At 67.8% G+C, this 18,328-nt stretch carries 19 protein-coding genes; 5 read left to right on the plus strand and 14 right to left on the minus strand.

The features are described 5' to 3' along the window. Positions 1 to 52 precede the first annotated feature (52 nt). Positions 53 to 457, minus strand: a complete 405-nt coding sequence (locus C1930_RS06400) for a barstar family protein (RefSeq protein ID WP_108772545.1) — start codon at positions 455 to 457, stop codon at positions 53 to 55. A 154-nt stretch (positions 458 to 611) separates the two neighbouring features. Here C1930_RS06400 and C1930_RS06405 point away from each other — a divergent pair, with 154 nt between their 5' ends. Together C1930_RS06405 and C1930_RS06410 are read left to right on the plus strand one after the other, a co-directional pair. Further along, positions 612 to 974 (plus strand): glycine zipper 2TM domain-containing protein, encoded by a 363-nt coding sequence (locus tag C1930_RS06405; RefSeq protein ID WP_108752523.1) that lies wholly within the window; start codon positions 612 to 614, stop codon positions 972 to 974. A 129-nt stretch (positions 975 to 1,103) separates the two neighbouring features. Then, positions 1,104 to 2,489 (plus strand): hypothetical protein, encoded by a 1,386-nt coding sequence (locus C1930_RS06410; protein WP_108771339.1) that lies wholly within the window; start codon positions 1,104 to 1,106, stop codon positions 2,487 to 2,489. Here C1930_RS06410 and C1930_RS06415 read toward each other — a convergent pair. From C1930_RS06415 to C1930_RS06430, 4 genes are read right to left on the minus strand one after another with little or no spacing between them, the layout of a single operon-like run. Continuing rightward, positions 2,486 to 3,607: an ABC transporter permease gene (locus C1930_RS06415; RefSeq protein ID WP_108771340.1), complete on the minus strand. Its 1,122-nt coding sequence runs from the start codon at positions 3,605 to 3,607 to the stop codon at positions 2,486 to 2,488. The two genes, C1930_RS06410 and C1930_RS06415, sit on opposite strands and share 4 nt — an antisense overlap. Then, positions 3,604 to 4,791 carry an ABC transporter permease gene (locus C1930_RS06420; RefSeq protein WP_108771341.1) on the minus strand — a complete coding sequence of 396 codons (1,188 nt, stop codon included), beginning with the start codon at positions 4,789 to 4,791 and terminating at the stop codon, positions 3,604 to 3,606. The genes C1930_RS06415 and C1930_RS06420 overlap by 4 nt, the downstream gene beginning before the upstream one ends. After that, complete coding sequence (locus tag C1930_RS06425) at positions 4,776 to 5,789, minus strand: efflux RND transporter periplasmic adaptor subunit (protein ID WP_108771342.1); 1,014 nt, start codon at positions 5,787 to 5,789, stop codon at positions 4,776 to 4,778. Before C1930_RS06425 ends, C1930_RS06420 begins: the two co-directional genes overlap by 16 nt. Beyond that, the gene (locus C1930_RS06430; RefSeq protein WP_234412772.1) at positions 5,782 to 7,131 is read right to left on the minus strand and encodes a TolC family protein; all 1,350 of its coding nucleotides are present in this window, start codon (positions 7,129 to 7,131) and stop codon (positions 5,782 to 5,784) included. Before C1930_RS06430 ends, C1930_RS06425 begins: the two co-directional genes overlap by 8 nt. 126 nt (positions 7,132 to 7,257) lie before the next feature. Here C1930_RS06430 and C1930_RS20180 point away from each other — a divergent pair, with 126 nt between their 5' ends. After that, on the plus strand, positions 7,258 to 7,434 hold the full coding sequence (locus C1930_RS20180; protein WP_159093560.1) for a hypothetical protein: 177 nt from the start codon (positions 7,258 to 7,260) through the stop codon (positions 7,432 to 7,434). A gap of 177 nt (positions 7,435 to 7,611) precedes the next feature. Further along, on the plus strand, positions 7,612 to 8,280 hold the full coding sequence (locus C1930_RS06435) for a hypothetical protein (protein WP_108771343.1): 669 nt from the start codon (positions 7,612 to 7,614) through the stop codon (positions 8,278 to 8,280). Here C1930_RS06435 and map read toward each other — a convergent pair. The 8 genes from map to C1930_RS06475 form a co-directional block, all read right to left on the minus strand. Further along, positions 8,277 to 9,059, minus strand: a complete 783-nt coding sequence (map, locus tag C1930_RS06440; protein WP_199912432.1) for a type I methionyl aminopeptidase — start codon at positions 9,057 to 9,059, stop codon at positions 8,277 to 8,279. The genes C1930_RS06435 and map overlap by 4 nt on opposite strands. Before the next feature lie 9 nt (positions 9,060 to 9,068). After that, positions 9,069 to 9,281: a ParD-like family protein gene (locus tag C1930_RS06445; RefSeq protein WP_108748994.1), complete on the minus strand. Its 213-nt coding sequence runs from the start codon at positions 9,279 to 9,281 to the stop codon at positions 9,069 to 9,071. A gap of 163 nt (positions 9,282 to 9,444) precedes the next feature. Next, positions 9,445 to 10,575 carry a metallophosphoesterase gene (locus C1930_RS06450; protein ID WP_108771345.1) on the minus strand — a complete coding sequence of 377 codons (1,131 nt, stop codon included), beginning with the start codon at positions 10,573 to 10,575 and terminating at the stop codon, positions 9,445 to 9,447. 68 nt (positions 10,576 to 10,643) lie between these two features. Beyond that, a complete protein-coding gene (locus tag C1930_RS06455) occupies positions 10,644 to 12,851 on the minus strand; it encodes a TonB-dependent siderophore receptor (RefSeq protein ID WP_108771346.1) in 2,208 nt (735 codons plus the stop codon). 17 nt (positions 12,852 to 12,868) lie between these two features. Continuing rightward, positions 12,869 to 13,168 carry a DUF3325 domain-containing protein gene (locus C1930_RS06460; protein WP_108755729.1) on the minus strand — a complete coding sequence of 100 codons (300 nt, stop codon included), beginning with the start codon at positions 13,166 to 13,168 and terminating at the stop codon, positions 12,869 to 12,871. After that, entirely contained in the window at positions 13,165 to 14,754 is a 1,590-nt protein-coding gene (locus tag C1930_RS06465; RefSeq protein WP_108771347.1) for a PepSY-associated TM helix domain-containing protein, read from the minus strand. Before C1930_RS06465 ends, C1930_RS06460 begins: the two co-directional genes overlap by 4 nt. Continuing rightward, entirely contained in the window at positions 14,751 to 15,086 is a 336-nt protein-coding gene (locus C1930_RS06470; RefSeq protein WP_199912411.1) for a DUF3649 domain-containing protein, read from the minus strand. Before C1930_RS06470 ends, C1930_RS06465 begins: the two co-directional genes overlap by 4 nt. A 93-nt stretch (positions 15,087 to 15,179) precedes the next feature. Beyond that, positions 15,180 to 15,608: a helix-turn-helix domain-containing protein gene (locus C1930_RS06475; RefSeq protein WP_108771348.1), complete on the minus strand. Its 429-nt coding sequence runs from the start codon at positions 15,606 to 15,608 to the stop codon at positions 15,180 to 15,182. 77 nt (positions 15,609 to 15,685) lie between these two features. On the opposite strand from C1930_RS06475, the gene C1930_RS06480 reads away from it, so the two are divergent. Then, positions 15,686 to 16,873, plus strand: coding sequence for an MFS transporter (locus C1930_RS06480; RefSeq protein ID WP_108771349.1), 1,188 nt, complete (start codon positions 15,686 to 15,688; stop codon positions 16,871 to 16,873). 24 nt (positions 16,874 to 16,897) lie between these two features. On the opposite strand, the gene C1930_RS06485 is transcribed toward C1930_RS06480, so the two are convergent. After that, positions 16,898 to 18,313: a diguanylate cyclase gene (locus C1930_RS06485; RefSeq protein ID WP_108771350.1), complete on the minus strand. Its 1,416-nt coding sequence runs from the start codon at positions 18,311 to 18,313 to the stop codon at positions 16,898 to 16,900. Between the last annotated feature and the right edge of the window lie 15 nt (positions 18,314 to 18,328).

Raw genomic sequence — 18,328 nt, forward strand, 5'->3', positions numbered from 1 at the left:
GCTGCCCATGGTAACGGCTAGGGGTGGCTCGGCGCGCCCCCGCCAGGCGCCCTCACTGCATCTGCAGGCTGATGTTCGGATGCCCGGTAAAGATCTCCATCACGATCTCGAAGTAGGTTTCGCCTTCGCCGCGCTGCAGTGCCCGAAGTTGTCGCGTGATGGCCGCGGTGTTGAACGCGGCGGCGTTGTCCAGCTTGTCCTGCAGCCACGCCCGGGTGGTGGCTTCACCCAGCGCGTGGCGCGTGTGGGCGATGTCCTTCCAGACCAGTGTTGCCGTGGCGTGCCCGGCCAGCACCCCGTAGCCGCCGTACAGCAGGTCGTCCAGCGCATCCAGGCTTGGCCCCAGCTGCCAGTCTTCGCCCGCCATGAAGACGCGGTTGATCTCGGCGTAGAAGCTGGCGATGTCATGCACGGCACTGCCTTCCAGCACCAGTTCCAGCGGCGCATCGTTGTGCATGCACGGGTCTCGGTCCACGGTTTCATCACTGTAGCAATGCGGCGCGGCGTAGATGAACCGCACATGGCCGTTCAGCGCGCAGTGATCTGGATTTCACCTGTGGTTGCCACCGCCCACGAGACACTTGCGCCATACCGCAACACAGGAGACCGCCATGAATACTTCTATCCGCGTACTGCTGCTGGGCAGCCTTCTGGCAGCGTCGTCGGTGGCCGGTGCACAGACTTATGGCCCGCGCGATGAAGGCCGCAAGTTCAACGACGGCAGCCGCGTGGTGTGCAAGAACGTAGAAGTGCAGCGCAATTCTCGTGACCCGAACCGCATTACCGGTACCGCCACCGGTGCGGTGGTGGGTGGCCTGCTGGGTAACCAGGTGGGCGGCGGCAACGGCAAGAAGCTGGCCACCGTGGCCGGTGCCGTGGCCGGCGGTGCTGCCGGTCGCCAGATCCAGGGCAACCACCAGAGCAAGACCGGCGACCGTGTGGTCGAGCGCCGCTGCGAACGCGTGTACCGATAAACCCTTTGTAGTCCCTTCCACCTGCAGTACCCGAACGCCGGCCTTGTGCCGGCGTTCTTCGTTTGCGCGGGCGTACCACCGGGCCGGGTGGCGCCCTATACTGCGCCAACTTCCAAGGATGAACGCGCTGTGAACGAATCCCCCGTTGCTGCGCCGCAAGCCGTGCCCACACCCACCCACGCCGAGCCGGAAGCGAACACCCGCTTCAGCCGGCTGCGCGAGCGCGCGGACGAGCTGGAGCTGTTCATTTCCGGCCTGCTGGCGTTCGCCCTGCTGGCCGTGCCCGGTTATCTGTTCGATGCCTGGGCGCGCAGCAGCCTGCATACCGAAGGCATGTACTTCCAGCTGCTCTGGTTTGCCTTCAGTACGGTGGTGGGCATGTGCTACGTGCTGGCAGTGGCGCTGATCGCGCACCTGACCGTGCGCGGTTATTGGATCGGCCTGGTCGGGCTGAAATCGCATTTCCCCGAGGGCATCGACTGGACCGCGCTGCAGAAGATGGGGCCGGTGTCGCGTGCGTTCCTGCGCGCGCGCGACGGCGGCCTGGACAGCAGCATCCAGCGTGCCGATCGGTTGGCCACGCTGCTGTTTTCCACCACGCTGATCTGCGTGCAGACCCTGGCCGGCACCCTGGTACTGGCCATGGTGACCTTGGCCGTTGCGATGCTGATCGCCTTCCTGGCCGGTGGTTCGGACCAGGTGGCGATGGCGGTGGTGGGCGCGTGCCTGGGGAGCCTGCTGGCGCTGGCCTTCGTGCCCTTCATGCTGGAAAAGGCCATCGCCCGCCGCCACGCACGTGGCCGCGCCAGCGAGGGGCTGGAACGCGCGCTGCAGCGCTTCCTGGCCGGCATGCAGCGGGTGCCGTTGCTGCGCTTGATGCAGACCATGCAGCTGACCATCCAGAGCAACCTGCGCTCGCGCTCGTTCATGGTGGGCTACCTGCTGGCCATTGGCGTGGCGATGGTGCTGGCGGCGGTGCAGGTGGCCGGTTCGGTGAAGTTCTCGCTGTTCAACCGCTACCAGGTGCTGACCGAGGAGGCGGTGGACAACGGCATGCTGAGCGCGCACTACGAATCACTACGTTCGACGCACGACCAGCTGCTGGCCTACCCGATGATTCCGGCCGATACGATCAGCAGTTCGCGCCTGCGGCTGTTCATTCCGCATCGCCCGCAGCGCGACAATCCGCTGGCTCGGCGCTACTGCACTGCCTTGCCCGGGGGCGAGAACAGCGCCGAGGGTGCGCCGGCGGCACGTGCGGCAGTGGACTGCCTGGCGTTGATCTGGACCATCACCCTGGACGGCAAGCCGGTGGCGCTGGCCGACTTCGTGCCGTTCGAGCGCCGCGACCTGGAAATGCGCGGGCTGGTGGGCTATCTGCCGTTGCAGGGCCTGGCGCCGGGCCGGCATGACCTGCACCTGGTCTGGCATGCGCAGGGCGAGAGCACAGGGCCCGACCGCCGCCGTGAGTACCGCATTCCGTTCTGGTACACGCCAGACGACAGCAAGGATTAGTCGGAACTGCGTGGCGCGCCGCCGTGCAGGCGCCGGTAGGCCAGCGTGCCATAGAGCATCAGCAAACCACCCAGGGTGATCAGTTCGTGGCGGACATCGGCCAGGCTGGCGTCCATCTGGGTCAGGCGCACCATCAGGTTGATGCCGGCGGTGGTGGGCAGCAGCTGCGACAGCCAGACCAGCGGCGTTGGGGTCATCACCGCCGGCCATGACAGATTGGCCAGGAAGAACAGCGGGATGGAGGTGGCGATGACGTACTGGAACGCGCGTTCGCGGGTGCGGAAGAAGCTGCCCACGAACAGGCCGAAGGCCACTGTGGCGGCGATGAACAACGTGCCGCCCAGCAGTTGCCCCAGCGGGTTGCCGCCGCGCGGGTAGTCCTGCACCCAGGCAGTGAAACCGGCGTAGTAGAACAACCCGAACAGGCCGATGAGGCCAAAGCCCAGCGCCATGCCCAGCAGGGTGGGGCGGTCGAAGCGCAGGCGCCGGCCCAGCGCCAGGCGGCGGCCGCCCAGCAGCACGCCGATGCCCATCAGCAGGGTCTGGTGCACGATCAGTTCGGCCACGCCCGGCACGATGGCGCTGCCGTAGCCTTCCTGGGTGTTGTACAGCGGCCGCTGCACCAAGGTGACCGGTGGTGCCTGCGGGGCGCCCATGAAGGCGGCCTGGGTGACGGCCGCATCGCGACCGAACGCGCCCAGCGCATCGGCCACGCTGCCCAGTACCCAGCTGGCGCGGCCCAGATAGGCACCGTTGCCGAGCAGTACCAGCTTGGCGGGGTGGCCGCGCAGGATGTCGCGCTCCAGGTTCGCCGGAATCAGCACGATGCCTTCGGCGTGGCCGGCTTCCAGTTGCTGGCGTGCGCTTTCGATATCGGCCGGTTGCCCGACCACCCGTGCCACGCGCAGCGCATCCAGCGTGCGCAGCAGTTCGCGGCTGGTGGCGCTGTGGTCCTCGTCCACCACCAGCACGGGCAGATCGCCGGCCACCTGGTGGCGATACGCGGCCGGGTAGAAGAACGAGTACAGGATGACCGCGCCGACCATCACCACGATGGCGTAGCGGTCCAGCAGCACGGCCAACAGGGTCTGGCGCAGGCTGCGCCACACCGCGTTCATGCGCTGGCCCTGGCCGCTTGCGTGGCCGGTGTGCTGCGGGCGAAGGCGATCAGCCGTGCGCCGCCGATGCCGCCGGCCACCACGATCATCAGCAGCAGGGTGGCCAGTGGCCACAGCGATACCGCCAGCGGCGCACCGACGAACTGCTGCTGGGTCTGCAGTTTGATGTAGGCGCTCAGCGGCAGCAGCAGGTGCCAGATGCGGGTGAACAGCGGCGCATCGATGACCGGGAACGTGGCGCTGGAAAAGGCCAGTGCGGTGCCGATGCTCAGGCCCACCGCCGACAGTGCGGTGCCCATGTCACGGGTGACGCCGACGAAGAACAGCGCGTAGCTGGCGGTGGCCAGGTAGAACAGCGGCTGTGCCAGCAGCAGCAACAGCACGCTGCCGGCAATGCCATCGCCGCGCAGCCACGCCAGGTAGGCGACACCTGCGGCGCCGTACATGGAAAACAGCAGCACGTAGGGCGCGATCTTGCCCAGCAGCGCCGACCATGGCGTGCGCTCCAGCCAAGCGCGCAACGTGCCATCGCGGATCTCGCGGCCCAGGCTGCCGGCCACGGCCAAGGCCAGCACCAGCGACAACACCGCCGGAAAGATCAGCGGCAGCAGGAACAGTTCGTAGCTGCGCGCCGGGTTGTACAGGATGTCCGACTGCACGGCGATGGGCGCGGCGCGCAGCTTGCCGGGGCCGACCTGCAGGCCGATGCGTTCGCGCAGCAGGCGCGCGCCCCAGGCCGATACCGCATCGCCGATATCGCGCGCGGCCGACTGCCCGGTGGTCATGTAGGTGGCGTTGTAATAGGCGAACACCGTGCCCTGGCGCCCGCGCAGCGCCTGGCGGGTGACATCGCGTGGCACCAGCACCACCGCGAACACCTGCAGGCTGCGCAGCTGCGCCTGTGCTTCGTCCAGGCTGACCGGTTGCGTGGCCACGCGTACGCCGGGGCTGGCATCGAGCATGCGCAGCAGCAGGCGGCTGTCGCTGCTGTGGTCCAGATCGACCACGGCAATGGGCACATCGCGCATGACCGATGCGGAAAACATCCAGGCCATCACCGCCAGCATCAGCAGTGGCAGCAAGGTGACCAGGGCCAGGTCGGCACGGTTGCTGCGCAGCGCACGCAGTTCGCGCCGACATGCAGCGCCGATGCCGGTACTGTCCGGGTTCAGTCCTGCGGCCATGCGAACAGCACGCTCATGCCGGGCCGGAAGCCTTCGACACGCTGCACCGGGCGTACCCGCACTTCGAAGCTGCGCACGTCGTAGCCCGACGACTGGCGCGTGCTGCGCCAGGTGGCGTAGTCACCGGCCGGATTGATGAAGTACACCTCGAAAGCCGCGTCTTTTTCCAGCGCGGGAATCCGGCCTTGCAGGCGGCTGCCGACCTTCAGGCCCTGCATCTGCGATTCGCGCAGGTTCATCGACACCCACATGCGATCGATGTCGACCAGGGTGAACACCGGGAAGCCGGCCGGCACCAGTTCGCCCGGGTCGGCCATGCGTTTGTTGATCTCGCCGGCCACCGGGGCGCGGCCTTCCACTTCGGCACGGGCGGCGTTGACTTCGGCCACCGCGCCCTGTGCCTGCTGTACCTGGCCCTGTGCGGCACGCTTGTCCTGTTCGCGTGCGCCGGCCAGGGCCATGTCGTACTGCGCGCGCGCGGCACGGGCCAGTTCGCGCGAGCTGGTGGCCTGGGCGTGGGCTTCGTCGCGCTTCTGCCGGGTCATCACGCCTTCGTTGAACAGGTTCTGCACGCGGCCGGCGGTGGCCTCGGCCAGGGTTGCACCGGCTTCGGCGCGCTTCCAGTTGGCTTCGGCGGCACGGATGTCTTCGCGGCGCGCGCCTTCGTCGGCCTTGTCGGCCACCGCCTGGGCGGCGGCCAGCGCACCGTGGGCCTGCTGTTCCTTGGCCGCCACTTCCGGGCTGTCCAGCAGGAACACGATCTGCCCGGCCTGCACGCGGTCGCCTTCGCGTACCTTCAGTTCGGCCACGCGGGCGGTGATCTTGGCGGCCACGTTCAGTGTGTCCGCGTCGGCCATGCCCTGGATCTGGTCGGCCGGGCTGCGCCACGCCAGCCACAGGCCCAGCACCACCACCAGCAGCAACACCACCACCAGGATCAGGCCGGTACGGCGCTTGCCCGGTGGCGTTGCTGCGTCATCGTGCAATACATCACTCATGGTCGATCACCTCGTCCGCGCGCCGCCGGTAGTCTTCGAAACGGTCCATCTGGCCACTGATCTCCAGCAACTGCGCCAGCGCCACGTCGTACTGGTACGCCGCCTGCGAACGCTCCACGCGGGCGCCGCCCAGGCCCAGCCGTGCATCGATCACGTCCAGCGATGTGGCTTGGCCCTCGCGGAACGCCAGTTCCTGCAGGCGCAGGTTTTCCTGTGCCTGGGCAATGCTGCTGTCCAGCAGCACGAACTGCTGGCGGGCGGTTTCCAGTTCGTTCCAGGCCTTGCGCACGCCCAGCGCGACCTGGTTTTCGGCTTCGCGCAGGCCGGCCTCGGCCTGGTCCTGCTGCGCTCGCGCCGCGCCGATCTGCGCCGGCCGCGAGTTGGGCGACAGGAAGGTGTACTTCAGCCCGATGCCGAACGCCCAGTCCGGGTCGGTCAGCATTTCATCGCGGCGGCGGAAATCGTACTGGCCGAAGGCAAAGATCTGCGGTTTCAGTTTGGCTTGCTGCACGCGCACGCCTTGCTCGGCCTGCGCCACCAGCGCACGCAGGCGTGCAATCTGCGGTTGCCGCGCCTGCGCGGTGCGTTCGAAGCTGACCACCGGCTCCAGCGGCGCGCGCTGCACGAACAGCGGCGAGGTGGGGCGGACCTGGCCGCCACTGCGCAGCAGGGTGGCCAGGGCGGCCTGCAGCGTGGCCAGATCGTTCACGCTCTTCTGGTACTCGCGTTCGGCCTTGTCGCGGGCCACGGTGGCCTGCAGGCGCTGGGCCCGCGTGGCGAAGCCTTCGCGTTCCAGTTTCTGTGCATCGGACAGATGGCGTTCCAGCCCGTCGCGCACATCGCGGCGCACGTCCACCGCCTGTTCGGCCAGGCGCTGGCCGAAGTAGGCCTGCGCCAGCTGCACGGTGATCGACTGGCGCTGCGCTTCGCGCTCGGCGCTGGCCTGTTCGCTGGCGGCGCTGGCCGCGCGCTGCGCCGCGGGAATCACCCCGCCGGTGTACAGCGGCAGTACCGCGGTCACCACCGGGCGGGTGCGCCAGTCGCGTTCGGTGAAGGTCAACGGCGAGTCGATGCCATAGGCCTCGGCCACCGGTGCCAGCGAGCCCAAGGGCAGGGTAAGGGTCTTCTGGAACTGCAGGCGGCGCACTTCGCCGGTGATCTCGGGCAGACGCAGCAGGCGGGTGGCTTCCTGCAGTTCCTGTTTGTTGCGCACGCCGGCATCGGCGGCGGCCAGCGCGTCGGACACCTGTTCCAGCCGTTGCCGCGCCTGTTCCCAGTCCAGTGCCGGTGGTGCCGCGCTGTCAGGCAGGGGCTGCGCGCCGCCGGCTGTGGGCAGCCACAGCGCACAGATCAGCAGGGGCACGCCTGCGCGTTGCAGCCACGGGGTGGGGCGATGCCGATGCACGTGGGTCCGTCATCCGTAAAGTGTCCGGCAAAAATTAGTCGGTATGCCGTGAAGCCGTTGTAGGTGGAGGGCGTAGGCCAGTTCGCGCATGGCGCGCGGGTGCCATTGCCGCGCGCGCACGCCAGCGATGGCACCGTGCATGTGACCGCCGATCCGCGCGGCCTCTTCGAGGAGCGCTATGACCTGCGCTTCGATGCGCAGGGGCGGTTGTTCCAGGTCGATTACTGGATTGCCTGCTGACATCGCGCGCTGCATGCGCAGGCGGACCTCTCCATTCCATTGGTGCGGTCGTCAGGCGCGGCCTTTAACGAGACAATAACGAATCGCCGCGACTCGCCGCGCGGGCCCGTTCGTGGACCTGCCCCCTGTCGCCTTTGTTTTCCGCAGTTTCGCCGCTTCCGGCGCAGGTAGTACGTAATGAAGAATGATCTCCGCCTCCTGCTGTCCCACCTGGGACGCACCTTCCTTTTCGGCTTCATGGTGACCCTGCCGCCCTTGCTGGCCTGGCTGGACATCCATTGGCTGGGCGACGCGGTAGGCGAGTGGTCGCTGGTGGAACTGACCCAGGAAGGCTTCCTGGCGGCCAGCGTGCTGGCGTTCGCGCGGTTGGCGTGGCGCCGCGTCGAGGACCGGGGTTTCGCGGTGCTGGCCGCCGCCCTGTTCGCCTGCATGTTCCTGCGCGAGATGGACGAGGCGCTGGACCTGATCGCGCACGGGTTCTGGAAGTACCCGGTGACCCTGCTGATCGTCGGTTCGCTGGCCTGGGCCAGCCGTGACTGGCGCGGTGCCGTGGCCGGTCTGGTGCGCTTCCTCACCTCGCGCGCCGGCACGGTCATGACCATTGGCCTGGTGCTGCTGCTGTTCTACTCGCGCCTGATCGGCATGACCTCGTTGTGGACGGGCCTGCTGGGTGACCAGTACATCCGCGTGTTCAAGAACACCATCGAAGAAACCACCGAGCTGCTGGGCTACACCTTCATCCTGGCCGCCAGCCTGGGCTACCTGGCGCAGCGCGTACGTGAGCCGCTGGCCACTCGCGCGCGCAGTGAAAGCACCGCGGCGCCGATGCAGCAGCGCCCGCTTTAAGGCGCATCCACCGGGCACAGCGGGCGTTCGCCCGGGCGCAGTGTCAGCACGCGCACGCCGCTGGCGGTCACCGCCACGGTGTGTTCGAACTGCGCCGACAGTTTGCCGTCGCGCGTGTACACCGGCCATTCGTCAGGCTGCTGGCGGATGGCCGGCTTGCCCTGGTTGAGCATGGGTTCGATGGTGAACACCATGCCTTCTTCCAGCGCCATGCCGGTTCCGGCGTGGCCGTAGTGCAGGATCTGCGGCTCTTCGTGCATTTCCTGGCCGATGCCGTGGCCGCAATATTCCTTCACCACGCTGTAGCCGTGGCTGCGTGCATGGCGGGCGATGGCATGGCCGATATCACCCAGTCGCGCGCCGGGGCGGACTTCGGCGATGCCTTTCCACATGGCCTGGTAGGCCGTGCTGACCAGCCTGCGCGCAGCGTAGTCGACCTCACCCACTAGGTAGGTGGTGCTGGAATCGGCGATGTAGCCGTTCTTTTCCAGGGTGATGTCCAGGTTGACGATCTGCCCATTGCGCAGCACGTCATCGGTACTGGGCACGCCGTGGCAGATCACGTTGTCGATGGATGTGTTGAGCACGAACGGGAAACCGTACTGGCCCTTGCTGGCCGGCCGCGCGTGCAGCGCATCGACGATCATGCGTTCGACGAAATCGTTGATCTCCATCGTGCTGCGGCCCAGCAGCGGCAACGCGTCGAGTGCGGCGAACACCTGCGCCAGCAGGCGCCCGGATTCGGCCATCAGCGCGATCTCGTCGGGGCGCTTGATGATGCCCATGGCTCAGGCCTGGCCGGGTGCCAGCAGCGGCGGCTGCACGCCGGCGGCACGCAGTTCGCTGGCCACGATGTCCTGGAAGCTCAGGGTCGGGTTCAGTTCGCACAGCATGCCGACGCGGATCCAGAAGTTGGCCTGGGCGTTGATGGAGCGGCTGGACACGGAGCAGGCACGGCGCAGCTGGTCGTGCAGGGTGTCATCGATGTTGACGATGCCCATGGCGGATTCTCGGAAGGGAATATATGAATCATATATGATTCATATATTCCTGCTCAAGGGCCGCGTCGCTTTGCCGATGACGTGCCAGCCGTAGAGTCGAGCTTGCTCGACTGCACGAAATGCCAGAACCGAAGCAGTCGAGCAAGCTCGACTCTACCGACGGTCAGCCATCCACGCCGGGAACGCCTTCGGCCAGCGATACGCGACTTCCATCCAGCAGGCCACGGCTCAGCGTGCCGTTTTCAATGAACAGCAGTTCGCCGTTCTCGCCGTTCTTGATGCTGCTGTCGATGGCGATCACCCGGCCGCCGTGGAAGGTGCTCACGTGCGGCATGGAGGTGTGGCCGACCACGATGCGCTTCAGCTGCAGGCGGTCCAGCACGGCCTGCACGCCCTGCGCATCCAGGCGCCCGTCGAAATAGCCCCGGTACCAGATCGGACTGGTCTTGCCGTCGTACAGCGGAGCAGTGGCCGGGTTGGCCTTTACCTCTGCCTTCGGCGTGCCGAGCGAAGCCTGGTAGGCGTGGTTGGTGGCGGCCGGGTCCAGCGCCAGTTCCACCGCGTCGGGCGAAATGCCGCCGTGCAGGAACAGGGTGTCGCCGATCTTCAGCAGTACCGGCCGCGTGCGCAGCCACTGCCCGATCACCGAATCGGCGCCGTACAGCTGCGGGTAGCTGCGGCCGAGCAGTTGTGCGCTGCGCAGGTACTTGGCGTTGACGTAGCGCAGGTCGTCGTACAGCACCATGGTTTCATGGTTGCCCAGAACGAAGTGCACCGCGCCACCGGCGGCCGCGGCCTGTTGCTGCAGGCCGTACAGCAGCCAGAACGCCTCGGTCACCTGCGGGCCACGGTCGAACACATCGCCGGCAATGACCAGGGTGTCGGTGCCCAGCGCCCAGCGGTCCTGCGCATCGATCACCTTGTTGGCACGCAGCAGGCGCACCAGCAGGCCGTACTGGCCATGGATATCGGACAGGGCAACGATGCGCGGTGCGGCCGGCAGTACCGAAACCGAGGGTGCCGCCGGCGGCGCCACGTGCACGCTGTGGGTGTAGCCGCACTGCGGGCTGAAATCGGTGCCGCTGGCAGTGGCGGGCAGGGTGCGCATCTGCACCTGGTCACCACAGATCCACTGCGCGCGCAGCTGCTCCCCCACGCGGAACACATACGGGCCATCGGCATCCACGTGCTCGGCCGGTGTGGCTACCTCGCGGGCCTGCAGCAGCGGCGTGCCCAGCAGCAGGGCCAGTGGCAGCAGCAGGCGGGCAGGGCGGGACAGGGCACGGTGCAGCATGGGGTATTTCCTTGGCGGGCAAAAAAAAAGGCGGACCCGAAGGCCCGCCCCTGATGCTACGCCGTTGCTCAGAACTTCGCGCGCAGGTTGAACAGCACGCGGCGCGGTTCACCCCAATAGCCGGAGTTGAAGAAGCCGACGTTGCGGTAGTAGACCTTGTCGAACAGGTTGGTGACGGTCACGCCCACGCTCAGGTTGTCGTTGATGCGGTAGCGGCCCATCAGGTCGAACAGCACGTAGCCGCCCTGGCTCATCTTGCCGGTGGCGGTAACCGGGGTGCCGTTGGCATTGAAGCGCCCGGTGGGGATGGGCTGCATCTGGTAGATCTCGCTCTGCACGCTGACACCGCCGCCCAGCGTCCACTGGCCATGGGTCCAGGTGGTGTTGAAGCGGGCCAGGTGCATCGGGCTGGTGCTGGCGAAGCGGCTGCCATCGGGGTTGCTGCTGTAGCTGTAGGTGTAGCCGCCGGTCATGCTCCAGTGGTCGTTGATCGAACCGGAGACTTCGAACTCGCCACCCTTTGTGGTGATGCCGCGGCTGGCGATGTACGGCGAACTGCCATCGGGCAGCTTGATCTCACCGCCGTTCGGGTCCAGCTCGGCCACGTTGTCCTGCTTCATGTAGAAGCCGTTCAACGCCGCGTACAGGCGGCCGCCGAAGAAGTCGGCCTTCAGGCCGTACTCGTAGTTGCCACCGGTGGTGGGGTCCAGCAGCTGGTTGTTGATGTCGCGCCGGGCGGTGGCCTGGAACACGTCCGAATAGCTGGCAAAGGCGGTGATGCTGCTGCTCAGGTCGTACAGCACGCCCACGTACGGGGTCAGCTCATGGGCGGTGGTGCGCGCACTGCGGCTGGTGAACACACCGTCGGTGTTGTAGTTGTCGGTGGTGGTGCGGTAATCGGAATAGCGCGCGCCGGCGATGATCTTCAGCGGGTCGATCGGGTTCAGGCGCACGGCGGCGTAGTAGCCGGTCTCGGTGGTGTTCACCGTGCTGGACGGAATGCCGTTGTTGTAGGTGGTCGGCTTGCCGATGTTGCCGTCCCAGCTGAAGATGCTGGGGAAGGCGGCTACGTTGTACGGGCGCGAAGTGATGCCGGCGCGGATGGTGTCCAGGTCACGGTCGTAGTGGTTGATGCCCACCACCAGTTCGTGCGAGCGGCCGAACAGCTGGAACGGACCGGATGTGTACAGGTCGAAGGCATCTTCGCGGGTTTCCGACACCGAATAGGTATCGGCAATGCGCAGGCCCAGGCCGGTGACCGGGTCGGCCCAGTTGCCGGTGTTGGAACCGGCAAGCAGCAGCGAATCGGTATCGGTGGCGCGGTGGTTGTAGGCCAGGCGGCCGCTCCAGCCGGCGCCGAACTGCTGTTCCAGGGTGGCGAAGTAGTTGGTGCTTTCGCGGTTCCATTCGTTCCAGCGCGCGGCGGCGCTGTAGGAACGCGGCATGTGCGCGCGGCTGCCATCGCGGAAGTACAGCGGCGAGGCGCTCCAGGCGCCACCGTCGGAACCGGTCTTCAGGTAATCGATGCCCGCGCGCAGGCGGGTGCTGTCGGTCAGGTCCGCTTCGATCACCCCGTACAGGCTGGGGGATTTGTCATGCTGGAATCGCACCCAGCTTTCCTTGTCGGTGTAGGCACCGACGAAGCGCCCGCGCACGCGGCCACTCTTGCTGAGCGGGCCGGACACATCCACTTCGGCGCGCTTGTAATCCCACGATCCGGCGCTGAGGCTGGTGCTGGCCTGGAAGGTTTCGGTCGGGCGCTTGCGCAGCATGTTCACCGTGGCCGACGGGTTGCCCGAGCCGGTGACCAGGCCGCTGGCGCCGCGCACCACTTCAATGCGCTCGTAGATGGAGGTGTCGCTGAGGATCGAGTTGCCGCCGGCGCCGGTGGTGTAGTTGGTGGGAATGCCATCGAACATGAAGTTGTTGATGGCAAAGCCACGCGCGTTGAACAGCGTGCGGTTGCTGTCATACGACTGGATGGTCACGCCCGGCGTCTGCTGCAGCACTTCGGAAATCGTGATGAGGTTGAAATCCTCGATGCGCTGGCGGGTGAACACGGTCAGCGACTGCGGCGTCTCGCGCAGGGTCAGCGGCAGCTTGGTGGCGGTGTTGGTGCCGTATACCTGGTAGCCCTCGGTGCGCTGGGTCACCATCACCCGGTCCAGTTCGGTGGTGGTCGGCGCGGCATCCTGGGCGAGTGCCGGCGCGGCGGCACAGGCGAGTGACAAGGCGAGGGCGTTCCGGCGCAGGGCGCCAGAGTGCGTGTGCTTCATGGAATGACCTTTCTAGTTCAGGAACGGGAAGACGGGCGTGGCGCCGGCTTGGCCGGGCTGCGGAAACTGAGCCAGAGCACCATGGCTCCGGCGCCGGCGGCGAGCACGCCGCACCAGCCCACGAACCCTTGGGCAACGCCCCAGGCCGCGATGCTGGGTGCCAGGCTGCCCGCCAGCGCGGCCGCGCCCAGCAGGCGCAGCACGCGGCGGCGCGGCGCGGCCGGTGCATGGCCGGTGACGTCGCGATGGTGGCGTTCCATCGCCAGCGCCAGGCAGACGAAGCCGAAGGCCGCCAGCAGCAGGGCGAGCGCGCTCATGCGCTGGCCTCGGCCGCCTGGGCCGTGCGTGCGGCGCGTGGTTTGCGTTGTGCCGGCACGAAACGATGCACCTTGCGTGCGGCCCACAGCAGGCTGGCGCCGATCAGCAGCAGGCCGATGTCGATGCCGGCCCGGGCGCCATCACCGTTGGCCAGCGCAGTGATCGCGCCACCCTGCCAGACCACCAGGTTGTACAGCGGCAGGCCCAGCGCCAAGACGCCGGCAACGGCCAGTTGTTCCACCCAGCCGCGACGGGCCGGGCGCAGCAGCGCGTGCAGCAGGCAGGCCGCCCATGCGTAGAAGAACACCTTCACTTCGGCATCGCTGCGGTTGGCCAGTTCCACAGGCAGCAGGCGGTTGCCCCACAGGAAGGCCAGCATGGCCACCGGCAGGCCACTGACGAAGCCGATGTTCAGCCGTTCAACAATACGGAAACCCAGATGCGGACGCGCAGGATCCGGCAACTGGGTGCGCCGCTTCACCGTCCACAGCACCAGCCCGGTGGCGACCATCAGCGTGCCGGCCACGCCGGACAGGAAGAACAGCCAGCGCATCGTGGTGGGTGCGAAACGTGCGGCGTGCAGCCCGATCATGCCGTCGCGGGTGATAACGGCGGCCGAGCGCGGCGGGGCAGCATCGAGCAGTTCGCCGCGTGCGTCGAAGGTGAGCGTGTCGTTGGCCCCGGCAATCTGGTCGGCCTGCTGGCGGCGCACGGCAATGCGCATGGACGCATCACCGGGCTGGTCGATCTGCAGCGACGCGGCATGGCCACCGCCCCACTGCAGTTCCGCGCGGCGCAGCACCTGGGCCAGCGTGGGCGGCACAGCGGCCACGCCACTGGGCTCGACCTTTTCCGCGCGCGGAAACAGTTCGGCGAAGAACGCATCGCGGCCACCGGGGTAGTTCGCATCCACCGCCCACGGCATGTACAGGGTCATCAGGGTGATCAGACCGGTGTAGGTGATCATCAGATGGAACGGCAGCGACAGCACCGCCAGCGCGTTGTGGCCGTCCAGCCAGGTGCGTTGGCCCTTGCCGCGGCGGAAGGTGAAGAAGTCGGTGAAGATCTTCTTGTGGGTGATGACACCGCTGATGATCGCCACCAGCATCAGCATGGAACAGGCACTGATGAACCACCGCGCCCACAGCACCGGCACGTAGTGCAGATCGAAATGCAGGCGGTAGAAGAAGTTGCCGCCGCGTGTTTCGCGCACCTGCACGGGCGTGCCGTTGGCATCCAGGGTGGCCTGGTTGGGATTGCGCTGGCCGCGCCGGCGTTCCTTCTCGCCCTTGGGCTGCCAACTGACCGCGGTGGCGCTGCTGCGTGAATCGGGCAGTTCGATGCTCCAGCGCTGCGCGTCCGGTGCGGTGCGCGCCAGGAACTGCTGGGCCTGGTTCACGGCGGTGCTGGCATCGGCGGGCAGGCCGATTTCCGGCTGCATCCAGCGGGTCAGTTCTTCCTTCCAGTACGAGGCGGTGCCGGCAATGAAGATCAGGAACAGCACCCAGCCGACCACCAGGCCCGACCAGGTGTGCAGCACCGATTGCGATTGGCGGATGCCGCCCAGGTTGTCGGCGCTGCTCATGCGATGTTCCCGCGCAACAGCCAGGCGATCAGCGCAGCCAGAGCGCCCGCGCCCAGCAGACCCACGGCGGCACGCAGGGTGCTGCGCGCGGCGTAGGCCCAGATGGCGGCCAGTGCGTAGACCACGAACGCGGCCATGGTGGCCACCAGGGTGGCATCGGCCTTCGCGCCGGGCAGCAGACGCGCCAGTGCGGCGGCCCAGCAGGCGGCCACGGCGTAACCGCCCAGCAGCGCCAGCAGCCCGCGTGCCCACAGCAGGCCATGACCGTTACCGCGCGCCACGCGCTTGGCCGGCGCAGCGCCGGCAGCAGAAGGAGAGGTAGGAGCGGCCATTGCCGATGTCAATGAGAACCGAGTGCAATTGCAATTGAATGCTATTTGACGCCGGTGACCCTGTCGAGTCCCCCATTCGGGGGATGCCACCGCCTACAGCTTGCGCACCACGGTGGCGTGCGCGGGCAGCGGCTGGCCGTTGTGATCCCGCGGCTGCATGTAGGGCAGGGCGTGGCCGCTGCTGCGCTCGGTCAGCAGCGAATGTGCTTCGCCGGCCGCGAAGCAGTGGCGTTCGCCCCACTGGCGCAGCGCCACCAGCACCGGAAACAGGTCCTGGCCGGCGGCCGTCAGCACATAGTCGTGATACGCGCTGCCATCGGCGGCAGGCTGCTGCTGCAGCAGGCCGGCGTCGAGCAGGCGCCGCAGGCGGTCGCTGAGGATGTTGCGGGCCGCACCCAGGCTGCGCTGGAAGTCGCTGAAGCGGGCCACGCCGTCGAAGGCATCGCGCAGGATCAGCAGGGCCCAGCGGTCGCCGAGCAGATCGACGGTGCGGGCAACGGGGCAGGGGCTGTCAGCGTGCATGGGCGACTCCGGAATCTGGTTGCAGTTTAAAACCGGAATCGCTACCGTGCATCTGGTTGCAAAATGAAACCACAATCATGCCCTCGTCCCTTTCTTCTTCGCTGCGGGGTCTGTTGGCCATCGCCGCTGGCGCCAGCGTGGCCAATGTCTATTACGCGCAGCCCCTGCTGGCCGAGCTGGCCCGTGCGTTTGCGCTGGCGCCCGCGGTGGCCGGGTGGGTGGTGGCCGCCACCCAGGCCGGTAGCGTGCTGGCCTTGCTGGTGCTGCTGCCGCTGGCCGATCGGCTGGATCGCCGAAGATTGCTGCGCCTGCAGATGGGCGCGCTGGTGCTGGCCCTGCTGGGTCTGGCAGCGGCGAACAGCTCCATAGGGCTGCTGCTGGGCATGGTGCTGGTGGGGCTGCTGGGCACGGCGCTGACCCAGGGGCTGATTGCCTGCACCGCCGGCCTGGCCGCCGAGAACGAACAGGGGCGCGCGGTGGGAATGGTGCAGGGCGGGGTGTTCATCGGCCTGTTGCTGGCGCGCGTGGTGTCGGGCAGCGTGGCCGCGCTGGCCGGCTGGCGCGCGGTGTACCTGCTGTCTGCCGTGATGGTGGCGACGGTGGGGCTGCTGCTGTGGCGACGGCTGCCGGCCATGCCCGCACCGGCGGTGCTGCCGTCTGTGCGTGCGTTGTATGCCGGCATGCTCGCCATGCTGCGTGGCAACCCGGCGCTGCGCGAACGCGGTCCGCTGGCGCTGCTGCTGTTCGCGGGGCTGAACGTGTTCTGGGCCGCGGTGCCGCTGCCGTTGTCGGCGCCCGCGCTGGGCTGGTCCACGGCGGCCATCGGTGCGCTGGGCCTGGCCGGTGCGTTCGGCGCCGCGCTGGCCGCGCGCGTGGGGCAGTGGATGGACCGCGGGTTCGCCCATCGCGTGAGCCTGGCGGCGTTGCTGCTGATGCTGCTGGCCTGGTGGCCGCTGCTGGGCCTGCCGCAGTCGATCGCGCTGCTGCTGCTGGGCGTGGTGGTGCTGGATCTTGGCGGGCAGGCGCTGCACGTATCCAACCAGGCCCTGCTGCTGCGCGCGCCGCCACAGCAGCATGGGCGCCTGGTGGCGCTGTACATGCTGTTCTATGCGCTGGGCAGCGGCGTGGGCGGGGCCCTGGGCCCCTGGTTGCAGATGCGCTGGGGCTGGACCGCCGTGTGTGCGGCGGGCGCGGCCATTGCCCTGCTGGCGCTGGGCTGGTGGGCGTTCTGGCGCCGCGCCGAGGGTCGAAGCGCGGCGCAGTGACGTGCGTTCGGCGCCGCGCCTGCTTCAGCGCGGCTGTGGGCGCCGTCCCGGCGGTTCGGGCAATGCAGCATCGGCCACCACCACGCGGTTGCGGCCGCCCCGTTTGGCCGCATACATCGCCGCGTCCGCACGTGCCATCAGGCGTTCGTAATCGGGGTGCCCATCGTGGCCGGCCACGCCGATGCTGGCGCTCAACGACAGCACTGTGCCATCGGCCAGCGCGACCGGCGATTGCGCAATCTGCCGGCGCAGGCCTTCGGCAATGACCGCCGCCTGCGATTGGCTGGCGGCCACCAGCACCACCACGAACTCCTCGCCGCCGTAGCGGAACAGGTAGTCGCTGCCACGGGTGGATTGGCTGAGCAGCGTGGCCACGTGCTGCAGGGCGCGGTCGCCGGCATCGTGGCCGTGGCCATCATTGATGGCCTTGAAGTGGTCCAGGTCCAGCAGCAGCAGCGAGAACGGGGTCTGGTGGCGGGTGGCCAGTTCGATCTCGCGGCGCAGTACGGTGGGCAGGAAGCGGCGATTGAGCAGATTGGTCAGCGTGTCACTGCCGGCGTCCAGTTCACCGATGCGCTCGAACAACAGGGTCATCAGCGTGCGGATGCTGGCCAGGTCCTCGCGGATGGCCGGCAGCTGCGCCAGACGCTGTGCAGGGTTGTCTGCGATGGCGTGCTGCAGCCCGCTGTCGATGCGGGCGATCAGCTGCCCCACCTGCTGGGTTTCGCTGCTTTCACCAAAGCTGGGAATGCCCTTGTGGGTGAACCACAGGCCGAATTCGGAGGTGGCCAGGCTGGCGCTGTCGCTGCTGCTGGCATGGCCTGCCAGCGTGTACAGCAGGGCGTTTTCCCAATCCAGCAGCAGGGCGCGCTGGCGCTCGCGTTCGGTACTCACGTTCTGCACCAGCGAGAACAGGCGATAGGCCGCATCGGTACGCGATGAACGCTCGCGGGCATGGGTGTAGGCCAGGGTCATGCCTTCCATGGCAATGTCCATTACCGTGCTCAGGCAGGTGATGGCAGCGAATGCGGTGGTGCTGTCGCTGGCCTGCGCCCGCAGCCGTGCGAACAGATCGTGTTTCAGTACCCGTGCGCCGCGGGTGACCAGATCCACCGGAATACCCACGCGCGCGTGCACATCGCCGATCACCCGCTGCGCCGCAACGGCGCTGGCGACCGCGCCGGCGTCCGTGGTGAGCAGCTGCACCAGCCAGCGCTGCATGGCCGGCTGCAGGCGATGCTTCACCTGTTCGTGGGACAGGAAGCGACGGGCGCGCGCATCGTCCAGCAAGACTTCATAGAAGCGCTGCGCCAGCAGCGGCGGGGCATCGCTGGCTACGCGATGCAGCAGTGCGGTGGCAGCCGGGCCGGCCTGCTGCAGGCTGTGCTGCCAGGCCTCGGCCAGCGGTTGGCTGGCATCGTCCAGATGGGGTGTGTCCACGGTGTTCTCGAGCGG

It is taken from the genome of Stenotrophomonas sp. SAU14A_NAIMI4_8 (assembly GCF_003086695.1).
In the GTDB taxonomy this organism is placed as follows: Bacteria; Pseudomonadota; Gammaproteobacteria; order Xanthomonadales; family Xanthomonadaceae; genus Stenotrophomonas.

What these genes read in the sequence shown, in the direction of transcription:
- C1930_RS06470 (WP_199912411.1), bottom strand. Translation starts at nt 15,086, where the DNA reads ATGGCCGCTCCTACCTCTCCTTCTGCTGCCGGCGCTGCGCCGGCCAAG.
- C1930_RS06420 (WP_108771341.1), bottom strand. Translation starts at nt 4,791, where the DNA reads ATGGCCGCAGGACTGAACCCGGACAGTACCGGCATCGGCGCTGCATGT.
- C1930_RS06450 (WP_108771345.1), bottom strand. Translation starts at nt 10,575, where the DNA reads ATGCTGCACCGTGCCCTGTCCCGCCCTGCCCGCCTGCTGCTGCCACTG.
- C1930_RS06455 (WP_108771346.1), bottom strand. Translation starts at nt 12,851, where the DNA reads ATGAAGCACACGCACTCTGGCGCCCTGCGCCGGAACGCCCTCGCCTTG.
- C1930_RS06435 (WP_108771343.1), top strand. Translation starts at nt 7,612, where the DNA reads ATGAAGAATGATCTCCGCCTCCTGCTGTCCCACCTGGGACGCACCTTC.
- C1930_RS06415 (WP_108771340.1), bottom strand. Translation starts at nt 3,607, where the DNA reads ATGAACGCGGTGTGGCGCAGCCTGCGCCAGACCCTGTTGGCCGTGCTG.
- C1930_RS06460 (WP_108755729.1), bottom strand. Translation starts at nt 13,168, where the DNA reads ATGAGCGCGCTCGCCCTGCTGCTGGCGGCCTTCGGCTTCGTCTGCCTG.
- C1930_RS06445 (WP_108748994.1), bottom strand. Translation starts at nt 9,281, where the DNA reads ATGGGCATCGTCAACATCGATGACACCCTGCACGACCAGCTGCGCCGT.
- C1930_RS06465 (WP_108771347.1), bottom strand. Translation starts at nt 14,754, where the DNA reads ATGAGCAGCGCCGACAACCTGGGCGGCATCCGCCAATCGCAATCGGTG.
- C1930_RS06400 (WP_108772545.1), bottom strand. Translation starts at nt 457, where the DNA reads ATGCACAACGATGCGCCGCTGGAACTGGTGCTGGAAGGCAGTGCCGTG.
- C1930_RS06405 (WP_108752523.1), top strand. Translation starts at nt 612, where the DNA reads ATGAATACTTCTATCCGCGTACTGCTGCTGGGCAGCCTTCTGGCAGCG.
- C1930_RS06480 (WP_108771349.1), top strand. Translation starts at nt 15,686, where the DNA reads ATGCCCTCGTCCCTTTCTTCTTCGCTGCGGGGTCTGTTGGCCATCGCC.
- C1930_RS06425 (WP_108771342.1), bottom strand. Translation starts at nt 5,789, where the DNA reads ATGAGTGATGTATTGCACGATGACGCAGCAACGCCACCGGGCAAGCGC.
- C1930_RS06475 (WP_108771348.1), bottom strand. Translation starts at nt 15,608, where the DNA reads ATGCACGCTGACAGCCCCTGCCCCGTTGCCCGCACCGTCGATCTGCTC.